Annotated in this window: 17 protein-coding genes; 12 read left to right on the forward strand and 5 right to left on the reverse strand. The window is 49.2% G+C overall.

Annotated elements, in window-relative coordinates; genetic code table 11:
* Positions 1-63: 63 nt before the first annotated feature.
* On the reverse strand, positions 64-819 hold the full coding sequence (locus LN341_RS07435; RefSeq protein WP_234204621.1) for a hypothetical protein: 756 nt from the start codon (positions 817-819) through the stop codon (positions 64-66).
* Positions 820-1,102: 283 nt separating this feature from the next.
* Positions 1,103-1,936, reverse strand: coding sequence for a pyruvate, water dikinase regulatory protein (locus tag LN341_RS07440; RefSeq protein WP_046220655.1), 834 nt, complete (start codon positions 1,934-1,936; stop codon positions 1,103-1,105).
* A gap of 220 nt (positions 1,937-2,156) precedes the next feature.
* Between LN341_RS07440 and ppsA the strand changes: the two genes are divergently transcribed.
* Positions 2,157-4,520 carry a phosphoenolpyruvate synthase gene (gene ppsA / locus LN341_RS07445; RefSeq protein ID WP_234204623.1) on the forward strand — a complete coding sequence of 788 codons (2,364 nt, stop codon included), beginning with the start codon at positions 2,157-2,159 and terminating at the stop codon, positions 4,518-4,520.
* Between the two features lie 222 nt (positions 4,521-4,742).
* Here the strand turns inward: ppsA and LN341_RS07450 are convergent, their stop codons facing one another.
* Positions 4,743-5,966 (reverse strand): MFS transporter, encoded by a 1,224-nt coding sequence (locus LN341_RS07450; RefSeq protein ID WP_234204625.1) that lies wholly within the window; start codon positions 5,964-5,966, stop codon positions 4,743-4,745.
* Between the two features lie 191 nt (positions 5,967-6,157).
* On the opposite strand from LN341_RS07450, the gene LN341_RS07455 reads away from it, so the two are divergent.
* The 4 genes from LN341_RS07455 to LN341_RS07470 all read left to right on the forward strand — a co-directional run bounded on the left by LN341_RS07455 (position 6,158) and on the right by LN341_RS07470 (position 12,218).
* Positions 6,158-6,925: an ABC transporter ATP-binding protein gene (locus LN341_RS07455; RefSeq protein WP_234204960.1), complete on the forward strand. Its 768-nt coding sequence runs from the start codon at positions 6,158-6,160 to the stop codon at positions 6,923-6,925.
* A 21-nt stretch (positions 6,926-6,946) separates the two neighbouring features.
* Entirely contained in the window at positions 6,947-7,840 is an 894-nt protein-coding gene (locus LN341_RS07460; RefSeq protein WP_234204627.1) for an iron-siderophore ABC transporter substrate-binding protein, read from the forward strand.
* Between the two features lie 68 nt (positions 7,841-7,908).
* Complete coding sequence (fhuB, locus tag LN341_RS07465; protein ID WP_234204962.1) at positions 7,909-9,843, forward strand: Fe(3+)-hydroxamate ABC transporter permease FhuB; 1,935 nt, start codon at positions 7,909-7,911, stop codon at positions 9,841-9,843.
* A 146-nt stretch (positions 9,844-9,989) separates the two neighbouring features.
* Positions 9,990-12,218 (forward strand): TonB-dependent receptor, encoded by a 2,229-nt coding sequence (locus tag LN341_RS07470; protein WP_234204629.1) that lies wholly within the window; start codon positions 9,990-9,992, stop codon positions 12,216-12,218.
* 357 nt (positions 12,219-12,575) lie between these two features.
* Here LN341_RS07470 and LN341_RS07475 read toward each other — a convergent pair whose 3' ends face one another.
* Positions 12,576-14,015: a glyceraldehyde-3-phosphate dehydrogenase gene (locus LN341_RS07475; protein WP_234204631.1), complete on the reverse strand. Its 1,440-nt coding sequence runs from the start codon at positions 14,013-14,015 to the stop codon at positions 12,576-12,578.
* 612 nt (positions 14,016-14,627) lie between these two features.
* On the opposite strand from LN341_RS07475, the gene LN341_RS07480 reads away from it, so the two are divergent.
* The 7 genes from LN341_RS07480 (at position 14,628) to LN341_RS07510 (ending at position 20,181) form a co-directional block, all read left to right on the forward strand.
* A complete protein-coding gene (locus LN341_RS07480; RefSeq protein ID WP_234204632.1) occupies positions 14,628-16,223 on the forward strand; it encodes an ABC-F family ATPase in 1,596 nt (531 codons plus the stop codon).
* Positions 16,224-16,325: 102 nt separating this feature from the next.
* On the forward strand, positions 16,326-16,772 hold the full coding sequence (locus LN341_RS07485) for a YaiI/YqxD family protein (RefSeq protein ID WP_234204964.1): 447 nt from the start codon (positions 16,326-16,328) through the stop codon (positions 16,770-16,772).
* Positions 16,773-17,008: 236 nt separating this feature from the next.
* Positions 17,009-17,545 (forward strand): GNAT family N-acetyltransferase, encoded by a 537-nt coding sequence (locus tag LN341_RS07490; RefSeq protein WP_234204634.1) that lies wholly within the window; start codon positions 17,009-17,011, stop codon positions 17,543-17,545.
* 189 nt (positions 17,546-17,734) lie between these two features.
* On the forward strand, positions 17,735-18,115 hold the full coding sequence (locus tag LN341_RS07495; protein WP_046221963.1) for an STAS/SEC14 domain-containing protein: 381 nt from the start codon (positions 17,735-17,737) through the stop codon (positions 18,113-18,115).
* A gap of 42 nt (positions 18,116-18,157) precedes the next feature.
* Positions 18,158-18,796: an HAD family hydrolase gene (locus LN341_RS07500; protein ID WP_234204636.1), complete on the forward strand. Its 639-nt coding sequence runs from the start codon at positions 18,158-18,160 to the stop codon at positions 18,794-18,796.
* 55 nt (positions 18,797-18,851) lie between these two features.
* Positions 18,852-19,622 (forward strand): GNAT family N-acetyltransferase, encoded by a 771-nt coding sequence (locus LN341_RS07505; RefSeq protein ID WP_234204638.1) that lies wholly within the window; start codon positions 18,852-18,854, stop codon positions 19,620-19,622.
* A 181-nt stretch (positions 19,623-19,803) separates the two neighbouring features.
* Complete coding sequence (locus LN341_RS07510) at positions 19,804-20,181, forward strand: TonB-dependent receptor (RefSeq protein WP_234204640.1); 378 nt, start codon at positions 19,804-19,806, stop codon at positions 20,179-20,181.
* Between the two features lie 42 nt (positions 20,182-20,223).
* Here the strand turns inward: LN341_RS07510 and LN341_RS07515 are convergent, their stop codons facing one another.
* Entirely contained in the window at positions 20,224-21,360 is a 1,137-nt protein-coding gene (locus tag LN341_RS07515) for a ParB/Srx family N-terminal domain-containing protein (RefSeq protein ID WP_234204642.1), read from the reverse strand.
* Between the last annotated feature and the right edge of the window lie 36 nt (positions 21,361-21,396).

Consider the following 21,396-nt stretch of genomic DNA (forward strand, 5'->3'; position numbering starts at 1 on the left):
GCTGCCCAATGTCATCATGGATGCATTGATGTTGTTATTACTTCCCTCGCATGTTACCTGCGATTATTCTTCGACTGCGTACAAAATTGCGTCGTCACTGGTAATCAGCAGGTAAGTATCCCCGGGTTCCAGGTTAGGTAAACACAGATCCAGTTGCTGCGGAGCGACCACCTCGCCGTCCTGCCCCTTGGTTGCAGAAATTTCAAACTGATCACCACAGCTCGCCATCAGGATTGTTGATGATACTTTGCCGGCGGCGACATTGGTTGACCCTGTGGCTGTCGCAGATTGGTACTCAATTTTGATGTCAGTATTGGTGAAAACTCTGAACCCGTACTGGTCGTCCGGTACGTCATCATCGTTATCGCGCCGGATAGCGCTCACTCTGAAACTATTAGTGGTTTCACCGTCCAGCCAGACAATCGTCCACCAATCCTCACCATTGTTGAGCAGGGCATTGGTCTGCGCTGGTTCTTCTTCCAGCTGATATTTGGTGTCCCAGATACCTATGCTGACAGGTTGGGCTGAGCTGCCGCCCCAGCGATGGACATATTCGCGATGCGTACTGTCACTGATCGGGCCGCCTTGCATATTGCCAGTCGTGAACAAGCTGGCGGTACTCGCATCAGAGCCGTTTTGCACAAAAACATTCACTTGCTCGCGAGCGGTATTCACGAAGGTCATCCTGGCCTGGCGGTCCAGCTGGTTACTGCCGCCGGATGCATCGCCAGAATCACTGCCTGAGCCACCGCCACCACAGGCAGCCAGCGTCAGAATGATTCCCAGATTAAGCGCAAAACCCCACAATGGCTGACTCATTTGCCACCTCTGATTGGATTAATTTATTCCTTTTTCAGTAAGCATATTGCAACGAATGGAGCTTTTTTGAGTAATACAGGGGGCGCAGAAAAGTTTTCATTAATTAGTTCAAATTGCGAGGTTTTTTCACTCTCAAAGCTGAGACACACTGCCCGGCGGCAGGGGATAGCATACGATTTGGCCGATGTGTGAGCAAATGCCGTGTAAGCGGAAGGGAGAACGACTAAGCCATCGTTCGGTACAACGGCTTAGTTAATTTTATAACATTATCAATAATATTTTATTAACACATCCGGCGTTTCAATCCGCTGATATCCAGCAGGCGGGTTGAAATTTCTTCAACCGACAGGGACGTCGTGTTGAGGTAAGGAATTGCCTCGCGTCGGAACATGGCCTCGACTTTTGACAATTCACTTTCACATTGCCCCTCACTGGCATACTGGCTGTTGGCATAGCGCTCATTACGTATGGTGACAAGGCGCTCTGTATCTATCGTTAACCCGTATGTTTTGTAACGATAAGGCTCAATGCCCTTCGGTAATTTCAGGCTGTGCATGTCGTCGGCAATGAAGGGGTAGTTCACTGCACGTATGCCAAACTGCATTGCCAGATACAGGCTGGTGGGGGTTTTGCCACATCTTGATACGCCAAGCAGGATAATATCGGCCTGATCCAGGTTGTTCAGGGATATTCCATCGTCATGAGCCAGGGTGTATTCAATGGCTGCGATTCTGTCCTGATAGCTGGCCACATCACGGCTGATGCTGTGTGAGCGACCCAGCATGGCATTGGGCTGCATGTTCAGATCTTTACTGAGGGGCTGCACCAGCGCGTCGAGCACATCATACAATTTGGCCTGGCATTGATTAATCACGGCTTTTACTTCAGGCAACACGATGGAGAAAAAAACCAGCGGCTCAACACCGGATACCCGATAGGCTTCATCAATTTTTTCTTTGACCTGCTGAGCACGTTCAACCGACTCAACAAAAGGCAGTGTGGTTTGGCGAATTTCAAGGTTAAATTGACCAAGCACGGCGTGCCCAAGTGTTTCAGATGTAATCGCTGTACCGTCAGAAACGTAAAACACATCACGAAAATCAGATTTGCGGCGCATAATAAGTTGAGTCCTTTAGATGATCCTGTAACGATTGAGGCCAACAAACAATTTATAACTATAACCCTACAGGGTAAGTGTTCTGCTGAGCAAGGTTTTGCCAGCAGTTTGTCTTGAACGGCGACTATTCTGAAGCAAGTTTTTTTTGAATGCTAAAGCAATCGTTTCCGTTGAGAGTTTGCCCACACTATACAGCTGATCCAATACAAGGAGACTTCCCGTGCAACAGAATGTTGTTTGGTATGATGCTTTATCAATGAACGACGTTGATAAAGTTGGTGGTAAGAACGCATCGCTGGGCGAAATGGTCGCCAATCTTGCGAATGCTGGCGTGAAAGTACCTAACGGCTACGCAACAACATCTTATGCATTCAACCAGTTTCTGGAAGCCAATCACCTGAATGATCGGATTTACGATCTGCTGGATACGCTGGATGTCGATGATGTGAATGCGCTGAAGCAGGCTGGCGATACTATCCGTAAATGGGTGTATGAAGCGCCGCTGCCAGCTGAGCTGGAGCAGGACATTCGTCAGTGCTACAAGGAACTGGGTGAAGGCGATGACATGCTGTCTGTCGCTGTGCGCTCTTCTGCAACCGCTGAAGACCTGCCTGATGCCTCGTTCGCAGGTCAGCAGGAAACTTTCCTTAACGTTCGCGGTATCGATTCTGTCATCGAAGCCGTGAAACACGTATTTGCTTCTCTGTTTAACGACCGTGCTATTTCATACCGTGTTCATCAGGGCTTTGACCATAAAGGTGTTGCACTGTCAGCCGGTATTCAGCGTATGGTGCGCTCTGATAAAGCCTCTTCCGGTGTGATGTTTACACTGGATACTGAATCTGGCTTTGATCAGGTTGTGTTCATCACTTCTTCTGTCGGTCTGGGTGAAATGGTCGTGCAGGGCGCGGTTAACCCGGACGAATTCTACGTTCATAAACCGACTCTGGTTGCCGGTAATCCTGCCGTCGTTCGCCGTACGCTGGGCTCTAAGCTGCAGAAAATGATTTACGGTGAAGGGAAAGCACTGGGCACTCAAGTTGTGATTCAGGACACAAACGCGACAGAGCAAAACAGCTTCTCCCTGACAGATGACGAAGTCGAGGCACTGGCCAAGCAAGCCATGATCATCGAAAAACACTACGGTCGTCCGATGGACATCGAGTGGGCGAAAGACGGTATTACCGGTGAGCTGATGATTGTTCAGGCGCGTCCGGAAACTGTGCGTTCTCGCGATGATGCCAATGTGATGGAGCGTTTCCATCTGAACGGTCAGGGTAAATCTCTGGTTGAAGGTCGTGCGATTGGCCAGCGTATCGGTACCGGTGTGGTCCGTGTGGTGAATCATCTCGACCAGATGGATCAGGTACAGGCTGGCGATGTGCTGGTGGCTGACATGACAGACCCGGATTGGGAACCTGTGATGAAGAAAGCGGCTGCCATCGTGACCAACCGTGGCGGCCGTACCTGTCACGCGGCGATTATCGCCCGTGAGCTGGGCATTCCGGCTGTTGTCGGTTGTGGTAACGCCACTGAGCTGCTGAGAGACGGACAGACTGTGACGGTCTCCTGTGCGCAAGGCGAAACCGGCTTTATCTACGAAGGCGAACTGGATTTCGAAATCCGCCGCTCAGAAGTGGATAACCTGCCTGAACTGCCACTGAAAGTCATGATGAACGTGGGCAACCCGGATCGCGCATTCGACTTCGCCTGCATTCCAAACGAAGGTGTAGGTCTGGCGCGTCTGGAATTTATCATCAACAAGATGATCGGCATTCACCCGAAAGCGCTGCTGAACTATGATGCGCAATCGGACGAGCTGAAAGCGGAAATCGACCGTCGTATCGCAGGTTACTCCGACCCGGTTGAATTCTACATTCAGAAACTGACCGAAGGGATCTCAACTCTGGCTGCTGCCTTCTGGCCGAAACGTGTCATCGTGCGGATGTCAGACTTCAAATCGAACGAGTACCGCAATCTGGTTGGCGGTGTGAACTTCGAACCAGTTGAAGAAAACCCGATGATTGGTTTCCGTGGCGCATCTCGTTATGTGTCGCCTCAGTTCCAGGATTGTTTTGCACTGGAATGTGAAGCGATTAAACGTGTTCGCAACACCATGGGTCTGCGCAACGTCGAAATCATGATCCCGTTCGTACGTACCGTGAGTGAAGCAGCTTCTGTGATTGACCTGCTGGCGAAATTCGACCTGCGTCGCGGCGAGAATGGCCTCAAAGTCATCATGATGTGTGAGCTGCCATCGAACGCGATTCTGGCCGAAGAGTTCCTGAAGTACTTCGACGGCTTCTCCATCGGTTCCAACGACATGACACAGCTGACGCTGGGTCTGGACCGTGACTCCGGTGAAATCGCCCACATGTTTGATGAGCGCAACGAAGCGGTGAAAGCCATGCTGTCGATGGCGATTAAAGCAGCGCGTAAAGCCGGGAAATATGTCGGCATCTGTGGTCAGGGCCCATCTGACCATGAAGATCTGGCCGACTGGCTGATGGAGCAGGGTATCGATTCCGTATCCCTGAACCCGGACACAGTAGTTGAAACCTGGTTGCATCTGGGTAAGAAATAATCATCCCTCAGATTGAGTCAAAATAATGTTGAAGCCCGCGCAAGTCGCGGGCTTTTTACATCTGTGCTCGCTTCACGAACCCCACCCTGACCCTCCCCTTGCCAAGGGGAGGGAATAGCCGAGATCACAATGAATTTGGTCCAGTTCCTCCCCCTTTTCAAGGGAGAGGTGAGGAGGGGGCAACGCACAAACGTTACATTTGTAATCACTTCGCGACAACCCTTAAACCACACTCACCGCCTCTTTTTCCTTCCGCAGGGTAAAGGCAATCCCAGCAATTAAAACCGCGAAACCGATACAGACCCAAACCGGTAATTGTGGCGAAATCACCACAGTACTCGCCAGCAGAGACGCCAGACCATAACCCAGAGTGTGTGACATCGAGATCAAACCGGCGATCTTGCCGGGTTTTTCCGGATTGGTTTGGGTGGCCATGGAAGTATAAGCGGGCACCAGCAAAGCTGCGCCAATCGCAGAGGTAACCATGGCGATGGTAAAAACCCAAAATGAAGTGTTGAGGAAAAACACAAAACCAATCAATAGAGCCATGCCGCCCAGCCGGTACATGGTGTTGATGTCCAGCTTTTTCTTCTTGATTACAAGTACCTGGGTTAACAGGGTAAAGGAGGCGCTCAGGGTCAGCAGCAAGCCAATGGCCTGGCTGATGGCATCTGTGGTCCATGTCGTGATTGTTCCGATGAGCGGCGACAAACTGTACTGCAACAAAGCCACCGTGGCGCAAAGCAGCAAACCTGTCAGCAAATACGGCATCAGCGTCATTTCCGGCAGCTTGCGTGGCTTGCCTGACGGCGATGTTTTTTCTGAATCCGCTTTCGGTGTGAAGGCCGGTTTGGGCAGCCAGAAAGCGCCCAGCAAGGCAATCACTGGAAATGCGACCATCATCATCAGTGGCGCATAAGCGTGCAGTTGTAAAGAGACCATTGCCAGTAAAGGGCCAATCAGCCGCCCTGTGCTCAGCCCGATGCTGACGGACGTAATGGCTTGCAGGCGGTTGCCTTCGCCGCACAGTATTATCGCCCAGTGCTGGCTGGCGGGCACCATGCCAGCGACGGTACAACCGTAAATAATTCGGGCGACAACCAACCCGGCCAGCCACAGGTAGGTTTGTTCGCTGAATCTATCACTCAGGCCGGTAAAGGCCAGAAGTAACAGGAAGCTGACCGCCATCCCAGCCAATGCTTGCAGTACAACGACTTTGGGGCCGTTCCGGTCACTGAATCCACCCCAGAAAGGTGCCGAAGGCAGGAACAGGAAACTGCCAATCGCAATCACCACCGACCAGGTGGGTAAGCCAAATGCGGAGTGTTCAACAAGAAAGGGCAGTGACACGAGTAAACCGTTCTGTCCGATACCCATCAAGGCAGCAATGAGTCCGATAAGGGTCAAGTGAAAGCGATGTGGTGTACGGCTGTTATCGTGTGTCATGTTGCCGTCCTGACTGGAAAAGACTTTGAAAATCAAATGATATTCATTAAAGGAAAAGTATTTTTGTTCTTGCTTGAGATCTGAGGTCAGCGACGGGTATCCTACATCTAAATAGTTGTGAAAACTATTATCATTAACGATGCGCTGTGATAAAGTTCGTGCACTCTGTTGTGCAACACATTACCGCATTCATGTATCAACTCATTGACGCTGCCTTTGATGTAGACGGAAAACGGATTCTTCATCCAACGTCACTGGCCTTCGAACCCCAAAAAGTCACGACTTTGCTCGGCCATAATGGTTGTGGCAAATCCACTCTGATGAAACTGCTCAGCAGGCAAAACGTACCTGCAGCCGGTCACGTTCTGCTCAAGGATCAGCCCGTTCAGCAGTTTGACAGCAAAACCTTTGCGCTCAATGTGGCTTATCTGCCTCAGCATCCGCCTGTGACAGATGGTGTGACAGTACGCGAACTGGTGTGTTTTGGCCGGTATCCCTGGAAAGGCGCATTTGGTCGTTACAGCCAGATCGATTATCAGTTGGTCGAAGAAGCGATTGAGCGGGTGGGGCTGAGCGACTTTGCTGATCGTTTTGTGGCTACCTTGTCTGGCGGTGAAAGACAGCGGGCCTGGGTCGCCATGTTGCTGGCGCAACAGAGTCAGTGCATTTTGCTGGATGAACCGACTTCTGCGCTGGATGTTGCCCATCAATATGAGTTACTGCATTTAATCAGGGAGTTGAACCTCAGCTTAGGCCTGACTGTCATCATGGTACTGCACGATGTCAATATGGCAGCCAAGTTCAGCGACCACTTAATCGCTTTGCATTCAGGCAAAGTGATCGCACAAGGGGCACCGGAAGAGATCATGACCCCTGAAGTTCTCAAGAAGATATACGGCATGGAACTGGCGCTGTTTTCACATCCGCAAACCGGCCAGCCGATCAGTTACATTCCATAGCAATAAAAACAGGGAAAGACCGTGAGAAAGAGTATCGCATTGCTTTTTACCGTGCTGACTTTTCAGAGTCAGGCGATGACGATAAAGCATGAGTTAGGCGAAACAGATTTTGCTGAGCCGCCGGAAAAAGTGGTGGCACTGGACTGGGCGCTGACAGAAACCGTGCTGAGCCTGGGAGTGACACCTGCAGGTGTTGCGGATAAAGACGGTTACCATAGCTGGGTAGGTGAACCGGCATTGCCCGATTCAGCGGTTAATGTCGGCTCACGACGAGAGCCTAATCTGGAGTTGCTGGCAGAGATGAAACCGGATGTCATCCTCGTCAGCAATCACATGAGTCCTGTTTATCAGCAGTTAAATGCCATTGCGCCTACGCTGGTGTACACCATTTACAGCGATTCGAAAACACCGTTTGCCAATGCCGTAAAGGTGACTCAGCAGTTAGGGAAAGTGCTGGGCAAAGAGCAAAGGGCGCAATCTGTTATTGAGACCGTATCGGCTCGTCTCAAGCAAAACGGTGACAAAGTCCTTGCTTCTGATGCAGGACAAAAGCCTTTGATGTTCATTCGGTTTATCAATGATAAAACCCTGCGCATTCACAGTGAAGGTTCTCTGACTCAGGACACGATTACGGCGATGGGTTTGAAAAACGATTGGCAAGAGCCGACCAATATGTGGGGATTCACGACAGCCGGTATCGAAAAAATGGCTGAGCATCAAAACACGAATGTGATGATTTTCGGCCCGTTGAAAGCGGATGAGCGAAAGCTGCTGACCCAATCACCACTCTGGCAGGTCATGGCGTTTACCCGTTCGGATTCCGTATATGAACTGCCCGCGATCTGGACCTTTGGTGGTTTAGTCTCAGCGCAGCGCTTCAGCGATTTCATTACTCAAGAACTGACACAGCACTAATGCCGTCCCAGGTTACTTTGACAGATTCATGGCAGCGCCCGGGTCAACAAGCCCGGCTGCTGTTGATTATGTCGGGCCTGATAGCCGTGATTGGCTATCTGCTCAATCTTACTGTGCCTTATTCGCAAGGGTTGCCGTTACTCTGGGAAACACTGCTCAATTACGATCCCACCAATTACCAGCACATTATTGTCAACCTAACGTATTTGCCTCGTCTGGTGGTTGCCGTGTTATGCGGCTTTTCACTGGCAGTTGCGGGGGCGGTTATGCAGTTTGTGTTGCGAAACCCTATTGCATCGCCAACGACCCTGGGGGTGGCCTCGGGTGCCGAACTGGGTATGGTACTGGGTATCCTGTTATTGCCGGCATCTTTATCAATACCGTCATTTTTTCCAGCGTTTCTGGGAGGATGTCTCGCTACGGCTCTGGTGTTTCTTTTGTCGGCTAAGCGGGGGTTTGCGCCTGTTCATATGGTGCTGGCGGGCATGGTGATCAGCCTGTTTTTCGGCTCAGTCAATACCATGCTGTTGCTGCTTCATGAGCAGACCTTGTCGTCTGTCTTTGTCTGGGGCGCAGGTACGCTGAATCAAAACGGGTGGGATACAGTGACGACTTTGCTGCCAATGACGCTCTTACCGCTGGCTGCATTAATGGTGTTGCAGCGCCCGTTGGCGTCTTTGCAACTGGGCGATGGCGTCGCCACGTCACTGGGTATAAATGTTAAACAAATCAAGGTTTTGTGTCTTGGCATGGCCATTTTGATGACGGCAAGCGTGGTTAGCGAAGTCGGGTTGATCGGTTTTGTCGGCATCGTGGCACCAGCCATTGCCCGCCTACTGGGTTGCCGTAAGTTGCATCAGGCTATTCTGCTCAGTGGTGTGATGGGTTCGCTGATGCTTCTGCTGGCAGATCTCATTATTCAGCCGTTCTCGGGTGTCGGCGGCGAGATGCTGCCAACGGGTGCGATGACCGCCTTGTTAGGCTCACCGTTTTTACTTTGGCTGCTGAGGCGAAAAACCTTACAGTCCGAGCTCAGAGCAAGGGATGAAAGTACTGCCCACTACCATCAGCGTGATTTCAAAAAGACCGTGCTGATCTTGTCTGTGTTTGCAACTTTATGTTTGATCCTGGCGATCACCGTGGGCCAGGGTCAGCAAGGCTGGACCGTGGCTTATACGGGGGCTGTCTGGGAGTACCGTTTCCCGCGGGTTGCCGTTGCTCTGCTTGCGGGTATGGGGCTGGCACTGGCAGGCACGATTATTCAGCGTGTAACAACCAATCCCATGGCAAGCCCTGAAGTGCTGGGTATCAGTTCCGGAGCCGCTCTGGCACTGGTTATTGGTGCATTGCTTGGTATTTCGGTTGAACGTCATGAACAAGTCATGCTGGGTACGGCGGGGGCGTTACTGGTCACCGCAGTGATCTGGCTGATGGGCAAGAAGCATCAGTTTGCACCGACTCAGACTTTGCTGACAGGTATTGCATTAAGTGCCGGTCTGGATGCTTTCCTGCGCATTGCAATGTCATCGGGGCAGGATAATGTCCGAGCTTTGCTGACCTGGCTATCCGGCTCAACTTATTTGGTTTCGGCTCAGGATGTCACTTTACTGGCTATCGGTGTCGGCGGGCTATTGATAGTCACTTTGTCGCTGAGCCGTTGGATTGATCTTATCGGCCTGGGGGAAGTCAGTGCAACCAGTGTTGGCCTGGATTGCCGGCGAGTCAGGCAGTTTTTGCTGTTACTGGTTGCAGGCTTGACGACGCTTTGCACTATTGTGATTGGTCCATTGAGTTTTGTCGGGTTACTCGCCCCGCATATGGCTCGCACCCTTAATCAGTACACAGCCAACCGGCAATTAGTTGTTGCCTGTCTACTGGGCGGTTGCCTGATGATGGTTGCCGATTGGATAGGGCGAAACCTATGGTTCCCATGGCAATTCCCAGCCGGCTTGCTCGCCTCTGTGATAGGCGGCGGCTACTTTTTGTATCTGATGCGAAAGTAAAAATCTCTGTTTGACTGATAAACAGGTGGATAAAAAAGTTCAAATCATAGTGAACTTTTTATGAATGATTATAGAAATAATGTGGCAAATGAGTATCATTATCAAAATCTATACTGATAATTAACTTAAAACAAAAAATGGTAATAATGGCAGTGAGAAAAAGGATGTTTCAATTGACGACAGTGGCAGCAGCTGTGGCCGCCACAACTTTCGTATCCAGCGTAGCTTTCGCTCAAGAATATCAGACAACGGAAGAAAAAATGGTGGTGGTGTCCAGCCGCGCACCGAAAGCGATCAGTGATATTCCAGGCACAGTCTGGTACATCGACAATGCTCAGATTGAGCAAGAATACCGAGGTGGTAAAAGTCTGGGGGAAATCCTTGCAGCAGCGGTTCCATCGCTGGACGTCAGCAGTCAGGGCCGAACTAATTATGGACAGAACCTGCGTGGTCGCCCGATGCTGGTGATGATTGACGGTGTATCTCTGAACTCTTCTCGTCTCATCAGCCGTCAACTGGATTCCATTGACCCGTTTAATATTGATCGTATCGAAATTCTTTCTGGTGCTACTGCCATCTATGGTGCTGGTGCAACCGGTGGTGTGATTAATATTGTCACTAAAAAAGCAGAGAGTGATGAGCTTCAGTTTGAGAGCTACGTCAGTACATCATCGGGTTTTAATAGCAGCGATGACTTTGACTATAAACTGGCCCAGTCTGTTAGCGGTGGCAATAACTTGGTAAAAGGTCGCGCTTCTGTTGTTTATGGTGAAACACAGGGCTTTTACGATGCGAATGGCGATATTGTTGTACCGGATATTACTCAGGGCTCTGTTCAGTTCAACGAAGTGATTGATGTGTTGGGTACACTATCAATTACGCCAACCGATACCCAAACTGTAAATCTTCTTGCGCAATACTACAGCAGTGAGCAAGACAGTCCTTATGGCATTTATTTCGGTCAGGATCTGGCTGGTGTAAATAAAAACATTACAGGCAATCCGGGTGACAAAAGCCTGATTGATGTCAGAGAGGGATTCGAGTCCGACCGCCAGGGCTCAACCGAGCGTCTGATGCTTAATGTGGATTATAGTAACACTGACTTTCTGAGCCACGAATTACTGGTGCAGGCATCATACCGTAATGAAACACTGAGCTTTATTCCGTTTATCTATTCAACGTATTTAGCAGCATCTGAGCAAGAAACGGATGTGATCAGTTTGCGTGCTGCAATGATCAAGTCACTGGATAATCTGACCCTGACTTATGGTATTGATGGATACATCGATAGGCTGGACAGTAATCAGATGCTGTTCGATCGCCAGACCAGTTATAACTCTGGCGGCTTAGTGAATCGTAAAGCGTCGATGATTGGCCGTTATCCTGGCACCGAAGTGTCATCCATTGCAGGCTTTATTCAGGCGGACTATGCAATCACTGAAGACTGGACAGTTGAAGGTGGCTATCGCTTTCAATATATGAACAACAAAGTGGACGATTTTGTTGCTTCAGGAACTCAGGTTGCGATCGCCCATGGTAATGGCACTTCTGCTGACGCAGTTCCTGGTGGTGAAACGGATTATGATATCGGTCTGTTCAACTTAGGTACCATTTATCACTTAACACAAAACGATCAGGTGTGGGCAAACTTTTCTCAGGGTTTTGACTTGTCTGATCCCGCGAAATATTACGGTGTGGGTACTTATAATGGCCCAGATGCCAATGGCCATTACAACCTGACGGGCAGCATCAATGTCGATGATTCAACACTGGCTGGAATTAAAACCAACAGCTATGAAATTGGTTATCGCCATGATGGTAGTGATTTGAGCATCCAGACTGCTGTTTATTACTCACAGTCTGATAAGGAAGTCAGCGCCAATAAAAAGACACTCAATATTGAAATCTCTGACAACAAAACCCGTGTTTATGGCTGGGAAGGACAGGCGGCTTACTGGCTGAGCAATGCTTGGCAAGCTGGTGTGAATGGGCACCTGGTGAAAACTGAAGTACAAAATAGCGATGGTGGCTGGGATAAACAGTCAATCAACTATGCCAGTGCTTCTAAAGCTGGAGCTTGGCTGGCCTGGTTCGAAGATAGTTACGCACTGAAACTGCAAAGTCAGACTTTGTTTAATCTGGATGATGAAGCTGGTAATGAAATTAATGGTTACACAGTATTTGATTTAGTGGGGAATTATCAGTTACCAGTGGGTAGCCTAGGCTTCGGTATTCAGAATCTGCTGGATCGTGAATACAGTACGGTCTGGGGACAGCGTGCTGCGGGTTGGTACTCAAGCTATGGCCCAGCAGAAGTTTTTGACTACAAGGGCCGTGGTCGGACTTATACGGTGAATTACCAAGTGAAGTTCTGATTCACTAGCTACGCATTTATCTTGCCTTTAAACCGCCCAATACATCGGGCGGTTTTTTATCACCATTACTAAGACCTGACTGAAGTGCGTGAATACTGGCTTCAGGAAAGCGGCCATTCAGCGTGTTTGAACAATCAGCAATTTTAGATCAAGGGGAATGTAAGACTGAGTATGGAACCGCCGGGCGAAATGGAACAGGCAGGTGATGTGGGGATTAAACAAGCCGCTGTTAGCTTTGCCAAATGATGATTATTGACTCTTCGGATTCTTGAATTATAGAAATAAAAAAACCGCCTGTGTGAGTTAGACCAGGCGGCGAATGTTCAGCAAGAGAATATAGTTATTATTGTGTAGGGTTTATTTCAGTGCAGGGAAGGTCTGATAGCGAACGCCCATCATCTGTTCCATGCAGTGAACGACCTGGCAGCTGTAGCCAAATTCGTTGTCATACCAGATATACAGGACGCAGCGTTTGTCTTGCGCGATAGTCGCCGCGCCATCGACAACACCCGCATGGCGAGAGCCAACGATGTCGCTGGAGACGATCTCAGTCGATTGAGTGTAATCAATCTGACCAGACAATGCTGAGTTCAGCGCCATGTTGCGCAGGTACGTGTTTAGCTCTTCAGCAGAGACATCCGTATCCAGATTCAGGTTTGCCACCGCCATCGACACATTCGGAGTCGGAACACGAATCGCGTTACCTGTCAGTTTACCCGCCAGTGCAGGCAGTGCTTTGGCAACGGCTTTCGCTGCACCAGTAGAGGTCAGTACCATGTTCAGTGAAGCAGAGCGTCCACGGCGTTCGCCGGAATGGAAGTTGTCGATCAGGTTCTGGTCGTTGGTGTAAGAGTGAACGGTTTCAATGTGTCCGTTCAGTACACCGTACTTATCATGAACGGCTTTCAGTACTGGCGTGATGGCGTTGGTGGTACAGCTTGCCGCCGAGATAATGGTGTCTTCGCTCAGAATATCTTTTTCATTCACACCGAATACGATGTTCTTGATTTCACCTTTACCCGGTGCGGTCAGCAATACTTTTGCTGCGCCAGGGCACTTCAGGTGCTGGCTCAGGCCGTCAGCATCACGCCAGATACCTGTGTTGTCGACAACCAGCGCATTGTTGATACCGTAAGTGGTGTAATCAACATCTGCCGGGCTGTTCGCATAAATAACCTGAATGTAGTTCCCGTTCACAATGATGGCTTTACGCTCTTCATCAACGGTAATGCTGCCGTTGAACTGGCCGTGTACTGAGTCACGACGCAGCAGGCTGGCGCGTTTTTCAAGATCGCCATGCTTACCACCACGAACGACAATCGCTTTCAGGCGCAGCGGGTAACCCGGGCCACTTTTCTCAATCAGCAGGCGAGCCAGCAGGCGGCCGATGCGTCCGAAACCATAAAGGACAACATCACGTGATTGCAGCGTTTGCGTGCTGCTCAGCGAGTCAGCCAGCGCCGTTGCCAGGAAGTCATCCAGATTGCTTTCATCGTTGTTATCTTTCCAGTACGCATGTGCCAACTGGCCGATGTCGATACGGCAAGGCGACAGGTCCATGTCGTTCAGCTTTTCAACCAAGGGCAGGGTCAGGGAAGGAGAGATATCAGTGCCGGTATATCGGCGACCCACACGGTGGGCTTTAATCAGGTCGATAACAGAAGCATTGACTACCTGACGACCGAACAACAGCACTTCGACGCCTTTTTGTCGATATAGCTGGCCAAGAATTGGTGAGATGGATTCAGCATTTGTTTGGCTGGTTTGCCAGTCTAGGAGGTAATTTTCCGGACTCATCTTTACTTAGGACCTTTCACATATAGGGAAGAAAAACAGGCATTTATCCTGTGAACTGTTATCGTTTTTATGGGCAGGGATTGTAACGGCGGAGAGGTTATTATCCTAGTAAAATTAATCACTTGTATTTGTGATCTTGATCTTTTGTAACTTGTGATCTTGGTCGTTCGGTCAGAGTGATATGCTGGAAAAAGTGTGAGGTAAGAAATAACTTATTTTCTGAAAAATATTAGGATGATTGTAATAAAACAAGAAAAAATGCTCGATAAGGAGCAAGACTTCATTAAAGTTGGTATTTTTACAAAAAAAATTGGCTGAGGTCGCCAAAATGGTGTCAATAGCGGCTGAAAATCTTATTCTCTGCCTGATGGTATGCTTTTTTCTGTCTTTTGGTGATATTTTCGTCAGCAAAGAGTTCTGTGATGAGTGACAGTCACGCCGAAAGCCATTCTCCCTGGCTTTTCTTTATGGCGAACGCTTTTGTTCAGTGAACAGACAAAGCGTGATAAAACTCACGTCATCTGTTAATATACCCGCCAATTTCCGATGAAAAGCTGCCAATGCTATCAGGCAGCTTTTTTCATGTCTGATTTATTGTTGTAGGAACCTATTTTGATCACAACAGCGAACATCACCATGCAGTTTGGCGATAAGCCTCTGTTTGAAAACATCTCCGTTAAATTCGGCGAAGGCAACCGTTATGGCCTGATCGGCGCAAATGGTTGTGGTAAGTCGACGTTCATGAAAATCCTGAGTGGGGAACTGGAGCCTTCTGCTGGTGTGGTCAGTAAAGATCCGAACGAGCGTATGGCGAAGTTAGGTCAGGATCAGTTTGCTTTTGAAGCCTTCACTGTTGTTGACACTGTGATCATGGGTCACAAAGAATTGTGGGAAATCAAAGCGGAACGAGATCGCATTTACTCGCTGCCAGAAATGTCTGAAGAAGATGGCATGCGTGTGGCCGATCTGGAAACCGACTTTGCTGAAATGGACGGTTATTCTGCGGAAGCCCGCGCCGGTGAACTGCTGCTTGGTCTGGGGATTCCTGAACATCTGCACTACGGCCTGATGAGTGAAGTGGCGCCGGGTCTGAAAGTGCGTGTATTACTGGCTCAGGTCCTGTTTGCTGATCCTGAAATCATGCTGCTGGACGAACCGACGAACAACCTGGATATCAATACGATCCGCTGGTTGGAGCAGGTACTGATGCAGCGTAACTGCACCATGATTATTATTTCGCACGACCGTCACTTCCTGAATACTGTTTGTACTCATATGGCGGATCTGGATTACGGCGAACTCCGCCTGTTCCCGGGTAACTATGATGAGTACATGGTTGCCGCGACTCAGGCCCGTGAACGTCTGCTGGCCGATAATGCGAAGAAGAAAGCGCAAATCGCTGAGCTGAATACCTTTGTCAGCCGATTCTCTGCGAACGCATCAAAAGCGAAACAAGCCACTTCCCGCCAGAAGCAGATTGATAAAATCCAGCTGGATGAAGTGAAAGCCTCCAGCCGTCAAAACCCGTTTATCCGTTTCGAACAGGAAAAAGAGCTGTTCCGTAACGCACTGGAAGTGGAAGGCCTGAAGCAGGGTTATGGTGAAAACATCCTGATCAATGGCGTGAATCTGATGGTCGAAGTGGGTGAGCGTATTGCCATCATCGGTGAAAATGGTATTGGTAAGTCCACTTTCTTGAATACCTTGGCCGGCGCCATGACACCAATGAGCGGTATGATTAAGTGGTCTGAGAATGCCAATATTGGTTTCTACGCACAGGATCATTCCGCGGATTTCGAAACCGACATGAACCTGCTGGACTGGATGGGTCAGTGGAAGAATGAAGGTGATGACGAGCAGGTTGTTCGCGGTATTCTGGGCCGGATGCTGTTCTCGCAAAATGACATCAAGAAATCGGTTCGTGTGATTTCCGGTGGTGAGCAAGGCCGTATGCTGTTCGGTAAACTGATCATGCAAAAGCCAAACATCCTGTTAATGGATGAGCCAACCAACCACATGGATATGGAATCGATTGAGTCACTCAACCTGGCGCTGGAAAACTACAAAGGAACACTGATGTTTGTTTCTCACGACCGTCAGTTTGTCTCCTCGGTGGCGACCCGAATTATTGAAATCACCAAAGACGGTGTGAATGACTTCCACGGGACTTATGACGAGTACCTGCACAAGCAAGGCATTGAGTGCTAATCCCGTACTTTGAAAGACAGCCGCCTTTTCGGGCGGCTTTTTTTATGCAAAATAGAAAGCAGAACGGCCAAAGTGCCCTGAACCAGACTGAAGGAAATCATGATGAATATCTGGGTTGATGCTGATGCTTGCCCGAATGTGATCAAAGAAATCATTTTTCGTGCCGCTCATCGCGTCGGCATCTGCACGACATTGGTTGCAAACCATGCCATTCGTGTCCCGCCGTCACCGCATATCCGGGCGGTACAGGTGATGTCCGGCTTTGATGTCGCTGATAATCATATCGTTCAGCAGCTTGAACCGGGCGATTTGGTGATTACTGCCGATATCCCGCTTGCTGACGAGGTGATTACCAAAGGGGGTCACGCGCTCAATCCTCGTGGCGAAATGTACAGTAAAGATACGATTAAACAGCGCCTGCAAATGCGCGATTTTATGGAAACCATGCGCAGCAGCGGCGTTCAAACCGGCGGACCGGCACCGATCAGTCAGGCTGACCGGCAGCAATTTGCCAATAAGCTGGATACCTTCCTTGCAAAAAAACGCTGATCAGCGGCTTGATACAGGTTCCTGATTCACTGCCGGGAACCTGTCGTTTTACGGCATCCTGCCTTTTGCTGCCTGATTTCTTGCTTTCATCGCTGCCATTGTTCCAGGCCTCGGACAGAGCAAGACGAATAAGCTTGCGCTCAGACTCTTATTTTGAATAAACAACTTGTTTTATATTCGTTCTGATGAATAAAATTCATCTTGATGAGTTGGTGATGAAAAATAAGGGGTAATCTGTGCTGGAACTTACCACGAAAAGATGCGTACTCCGTCCACTCACCCTGAGTGATGCCGGGGCTTTGTTTGATATTTTCTCTGATCCGGACGTAATGCGATATTGGGATAGCAGCCCATGGCAATCCATTGACGAGGCAAACGACTATATACAGGCATCAAAACCTTCATTGGATGAGCCGGAAAAACTAGTCTTGGGTATTTATGAACAATCCGGGCAGCGGTTGTTAGGCAAGTGTATGCTTTTCAATATCGATCAATATTCGCGCAGAGCCGAGCTGGGTTTTGGTCTTTCCAAAGCCCACTGGGGCAGAGGGATTGTCCATGAAGCCACTTTTGCTCTGATTCAGTTTGCTTTTCAGGAAATGCAGCTCAACAGAATCGAGGCAGAAATTAGCCCGGATAACACAGGCTCGGCAAAAGTCTTGACCAAATTGGGGTTCACCCAGGAAGGCTATTTGCCTGAAAGATGGATTGTTGATGGCAGAATGTCTGATTCAGCAATTTATGGTCTGCTTGCCAGGCAATGGCGTGTCTGAAGCCGTTTGTCTGCTTTGTGGTCCTGCCGATTGCAAACCCCAAAAAACAAACCTGTTGTGACTTGATTCGTCATGAAAACGGCCAGGAAGCATATGTCATACGAACTGACGTTACAGAATATTCGTGTGAAGGCTTTTATGAGCAATACTTACAGGGATACATTGCGCAATGGCAGATAGGAGGCAGATATGTTTACTGTTGAAAAGGTCGGTAGCGACAGGCTTGACATTGAAATGAGCGGTAAACTCGATTCAGAGGAGATGAGAGCGGCGTTGGATGAATTGCTGGATAAATCAGCAGAGATTGAACATGGCAAAATGCTGTTTGATATCGTGGAATACCATTTGCCTTCCATGGGGGCGATTGGGGTTGAGCTGTCTCGCTTTCCGTCAATGATGAGGTTTATCCGGAAATTTGATCGGGCGGTGGTGTTATCCGATACAAACTGGGTCAAAAAAGTCAGTGAAGCCGAAGGTTTCTTGATTCCTGGCCTGACGATTAAATCCTTTAACCGCGATCAGCGTGATCAAGCCGAGGCTTGGCTGGAAGGGTTCGGTACCGACTCTTGAGAGACTTGAACCGGATACCAACGGAAAGAATAAATTCAATCTATGTATCATGTTATGTTTGATGTGGACGATACGCTCATTCAGTCCAGTCAGTTTGATGAAAATTGTCTTGTTCAGGCGGTGAAATCGGTCACGGGTCTGGATCTCTATCAAAGCTGGGGTGATTATCCGCATGCGACCGACAGGGGCATCCTTCGTACTTTTATTGAAATTCAGGCACCGGATGAGGATCTTGTTGATCTTGAGAGGCGAGTAAAAGCGGTTTTTATTCAGAATATCAGGGAGCGTTTGAGCCACCGTCCTGCACTCGAGATCAGTGGAGCCAAAGCCTTCTTTCACCGCTTACTGGCCGATGATCGTTTTATTGTGTCACTGGCCACCGGTGGCTGGCGGGAAACCGCAAGAATGAAGCTGATATCTGCGGGCTTTCAGATTGACGATGTCAGTATGGCGTCATCAAACGATCATTATTCCCGCGCTCGTATTATGGAGCTCGCCCGGGAAAGAGCGGGCGATACGGATTTACAACTGACCTATTTCGGTGATGCCGAGTGGGACGTTCGAACGTGTCAGGAGCTTGGTGTTAATCTGGTGATCGTAGGAAATAAAGTCAGTCATTGCCAGACGATTCATGACTATCGCAGTGACGTTCAGGCGCTTAACTACATTATTCATCCGTAGGGCGTCACACGAATCATCAGCCGCCCGAGTTGGGCTGGCAAATCAGGGAAACGACATGGATAAAAAGGAAATCATGGCTTTATACAATCAGTTTGAGCGTATTGGGCAGACAGCGCCCGGCTATGAAAAGCAAGTGAATGGATCGGTGATCAGATGCGTCTCCCCCGAGTTTCAGGGCAGCTACATTACGTATTTTCATTTGGATGAAGCGCAGGTCATTTCGGCGATCAAAAAGGAAATTCATTTCTTTTCAGAACAGAAGAAATCCTTTGAGTGGAAAACCTATTCCACTGATTCACCCGCGAATATAGGCAAGCATCTGATTGAACAAGGTTTTTCCCGGGAGGATTCTGAGTCCTTTATGGTGCTGGAACTGGACAGTATTCAAGGCTCTTTGCCTGTGACTGCAGAGATCACAGAAGTTGATGATCTGGATGGTATTCGTGAAGCCATGTCTGTGCAGGAAAAAGTATGGGGTACAGATCATACAAGTCATGCCTTTCATTTACACCAGATGAAGCAGGCTTCCCCTGAAGATGTCGCTGTTTATGTTATCTATGATCATCATATTCCCGTTTCGTCGGCGTGGATTTTATACAGCGCCGACAGTCCGTTTGCCGGCATTTGGGGAGGAAGCACATTGTCCGAATACCGGTGCAAAGGCTATTACACCGCGTTACTGCACCAGAGGATGAACGATGCCAGACAGCGGGGAATTCGCTACCTCACGATTGATGCATCCGCGATGAGCCGGCCAATTGTGGAAAAACATGGCTTTCGGTTTATCGCAGAAACAACACCATACTTTCTTGAGGCCAATGGCTGACAGACAAGAACCTGCCTGTTACTTTGTTTCGGCCTGTTTGCTGCGTCTGATTGCAAACAGGCCGAAATACAAATGCGAAAATTATCCAGCCATTGCCATTGGCTTTATCTATTCTGATCTGAACGGATAGCGTCTGACTGTACTTGCTATCCAGCCTGGCCTGTACTCGTTAGGGGGTTATATGGATCGGAAATATGTCATGAGCAGTTTTATCTACGCTATCCTCGGGCTGTTGTTAGGTATCTACATGGCGGCTTCTCATAATCATGGTCAGATGGTGACACATGCACACATCATGCTGGCTGCCTTTGTCGTCTCGTTTATCTATGGTTTGTGTCATCGACTCTGGCTGACCAACAGTTCCAGCGCTTTATCTCAGATTCAGTTTTATGTCCATCAGGCAGGAATTCTGGTGTTAGTAGTGGGATTATTTTTATTGTACGGCAATCTGGCAGCCCCTGAGATGCTGGATCCGATTTTGGCGTTAGCCTCGGTAGCGGTACTGGTGGGAATGATTCTGATGATGGTGTTATTTATGACCTCAGGCCAAAGTGAATAATCAGGGCGAGGTGAGTCTCGCCCTGATCGCATCATACTGCCTTTAGTTCTCCGATTTCTCGCTGTCTGCGGGTGTCGCCGCTTTCTTGGCACTCTCTTTTTTCGCTTTTTGCTCTTCAAGAATGCGTTTCGGTGTTGATTCTTCTTTTTCCCGCTGGCGATAGGCTAAGGCGTAGCTCCAGCTTGAGGTTGGCCGGGTGAGTAATGAATCCAGCGCTTTGGTATTCACCTCATCAAACTGACCTAATTCTTTGGCGGTTTTACCGGATGAGGCAATGGTTTCATCATCTGCGGCCGCCACAATAATGGCTGCTGCTTCTTTCAGCGCAGCCGTGTATTCATCGCGATCATTCAGATCGTAATCCGATACTTTCATTTTTTTACGCAGGTACTGGGCCCAGTGGTATTGCAGATAAGGTACTGACATCGGACGGATCAGTGGGTTCGCTGTTTTTCCTTTATCCGGATCGCTGTAAGCGATATTGCGCAGGAAGAAGACCAGTGACAAATACTTGTCATGCTTCAGCTGCTTCATCCCCAGATATTCGGGTAACTCAGAGGGTTTAATTTTTTCGCCACGGGTATCAAACAGCCAGATTTGCCCCGCTTCTTTCATTGCATTCCAGACCTCATCAATATCATCGCCAGCCAGACTCTGCGTGACTTTGACTTTCACCGGGACGCTGGTTCCGCCGTTAGGCATATCCCAGAATGTGGTCAGAATATGGTGGCCGGAAAGCAGGTATAGGGTTTTGCCATCCGGTGCAAGCAGCACAGTCGGCAGGGCATCCTGGTTGCTGCCCAGTGGTTCTTCGCAGGTATAGCTTTCCAGGTCCGTTGGCTGAGACTGGTCATCCCATGTTTTCACGCCTTTGCCACCGTTGGTCAGGCAAAGGTCATCAAACATTTGCGCCGGACGCGCTTCATAGCGGCCCAGGCTGGCAAATACTCTGTCAAAAGCAAGAACGGGCTGAGTTGGGAGCAGTGCATCCAGTTTCACCGTCAGCACGTCGCCCACCTGAATCGCCTGCGCTTCGCTGTTGTGATCGCTGTCATCGCTTTCAGCCTGATCGGATACGGTAGTGGCTGCTTTGTCTTCCTGCTCTGCCAGAGCAGAACTTGTTACAGCAACACCTAACATGGAGGCAAAAACTAAGCAGGCAGTACGATGTAATCGCATGTGAGCTCCTCACTGATAAGGGTAGCAAATTGAGTT

Origin of the sequence: Photobacterium sp. TLY01 (genome assembly GCF_021432065.1) — a bacterium.
Taxonomy (GTDB): Bacteria; Pseudomonadota; Gammaproteobacteria; order Enterobacterales; family Vibrionaceae; genus Photobacterium; species Photobacterium halotolerans_A.

Bases quoted from the DNA above. Each gene is read 5' to 3' on its own strand.
- LN341_RS07435 (WP_234204621.1), bottom strand. From the start codon at position 819: ATGAGTCAGCCATTGTGGGGTTTTGCGCTTAATCTGGGAATCATTCTG.
- LN341_RS07440 (WP_046220655.1), bottom strand. From the start codon at position 1,936: ATGCGCCGCAAATCTGATTTTCGTGATGTGTTTTACGTTTCTGACGGT.
- LN341_RS07450 (WP_234204625.1), bottom strand. From the start codon at position 5,966: ATGACACACGATAACAGCCGTACACCACATCGCTTTCACTTGACCCTT.
- LN341_RS07455 (WP_234204960.1), top strand. From the start codon at position 6,158: ATGTATCAACTCATTGACGCTGCCTTTGATGTAGACGGAAAACGGATT.
- fhuB (WP_234204962.1), top strand. From the start codon at position 7,909: ATGTCGGGCCTGATAGCCGTGATTGGCTATCTGCTCAATCTTACTGTG.
- LN341_RS07470 (WP_234204629.1), top strand. From the start codon at position 9,990: ATGGCAGTGAGAAAAAGGATGTTTCAATTGACGACAGTGGCAGCAGCT.
- LN341_RS07475 (WP_234204631.1), bottom strand. From the start codon at position 14,015: ATGAGTCCGGAAAATTACCTCCTAGACTGGCAAACCAGCCAAACAAAT.
- LN341_RS07485 (WP_234204964.1), top strand. From the start codon at position 16,326: ATGAATATCTGGGTTGATGCTGATGCTTGCCCGAATGTGATCAAAGAA.
- LN341_RS07495 (WP_046221963.1), top strand. From the start codon at position 17,735: ATGTTTACTGTTGAAAAGGTCGGTAGCGACAGGCTTGACATTGAAATG.
- LN341_RS07500 (WP_234204636.1), top strand. From the start codon at position 18,158: ATGTATCATGTTATGTTTGATGTGGACGATACGCTCATTCAGTCCAGT.
- LN341_RS07505 (WP_234204638.1), top strand. From the start codon at position 18,852: ATGGATAAAAAGGAAATCATGGCTTTATACAATCAGTTTGAGCGTATT.
- LN341_RS07510 (WP_234204640.1), top strand. From the start codon at position 19,804: ATGGATCGGAAATATGTCATGAGCAGTTTTATCTACGCTATCCTCGGG.
- LN341_RS07515 (WP_234204642.1), bottom strand. From the start codon at position 21,360: ATGCGATTACATCGTACTGCCTGCTTAGTTTTTGCCTCCATGTTAGGT.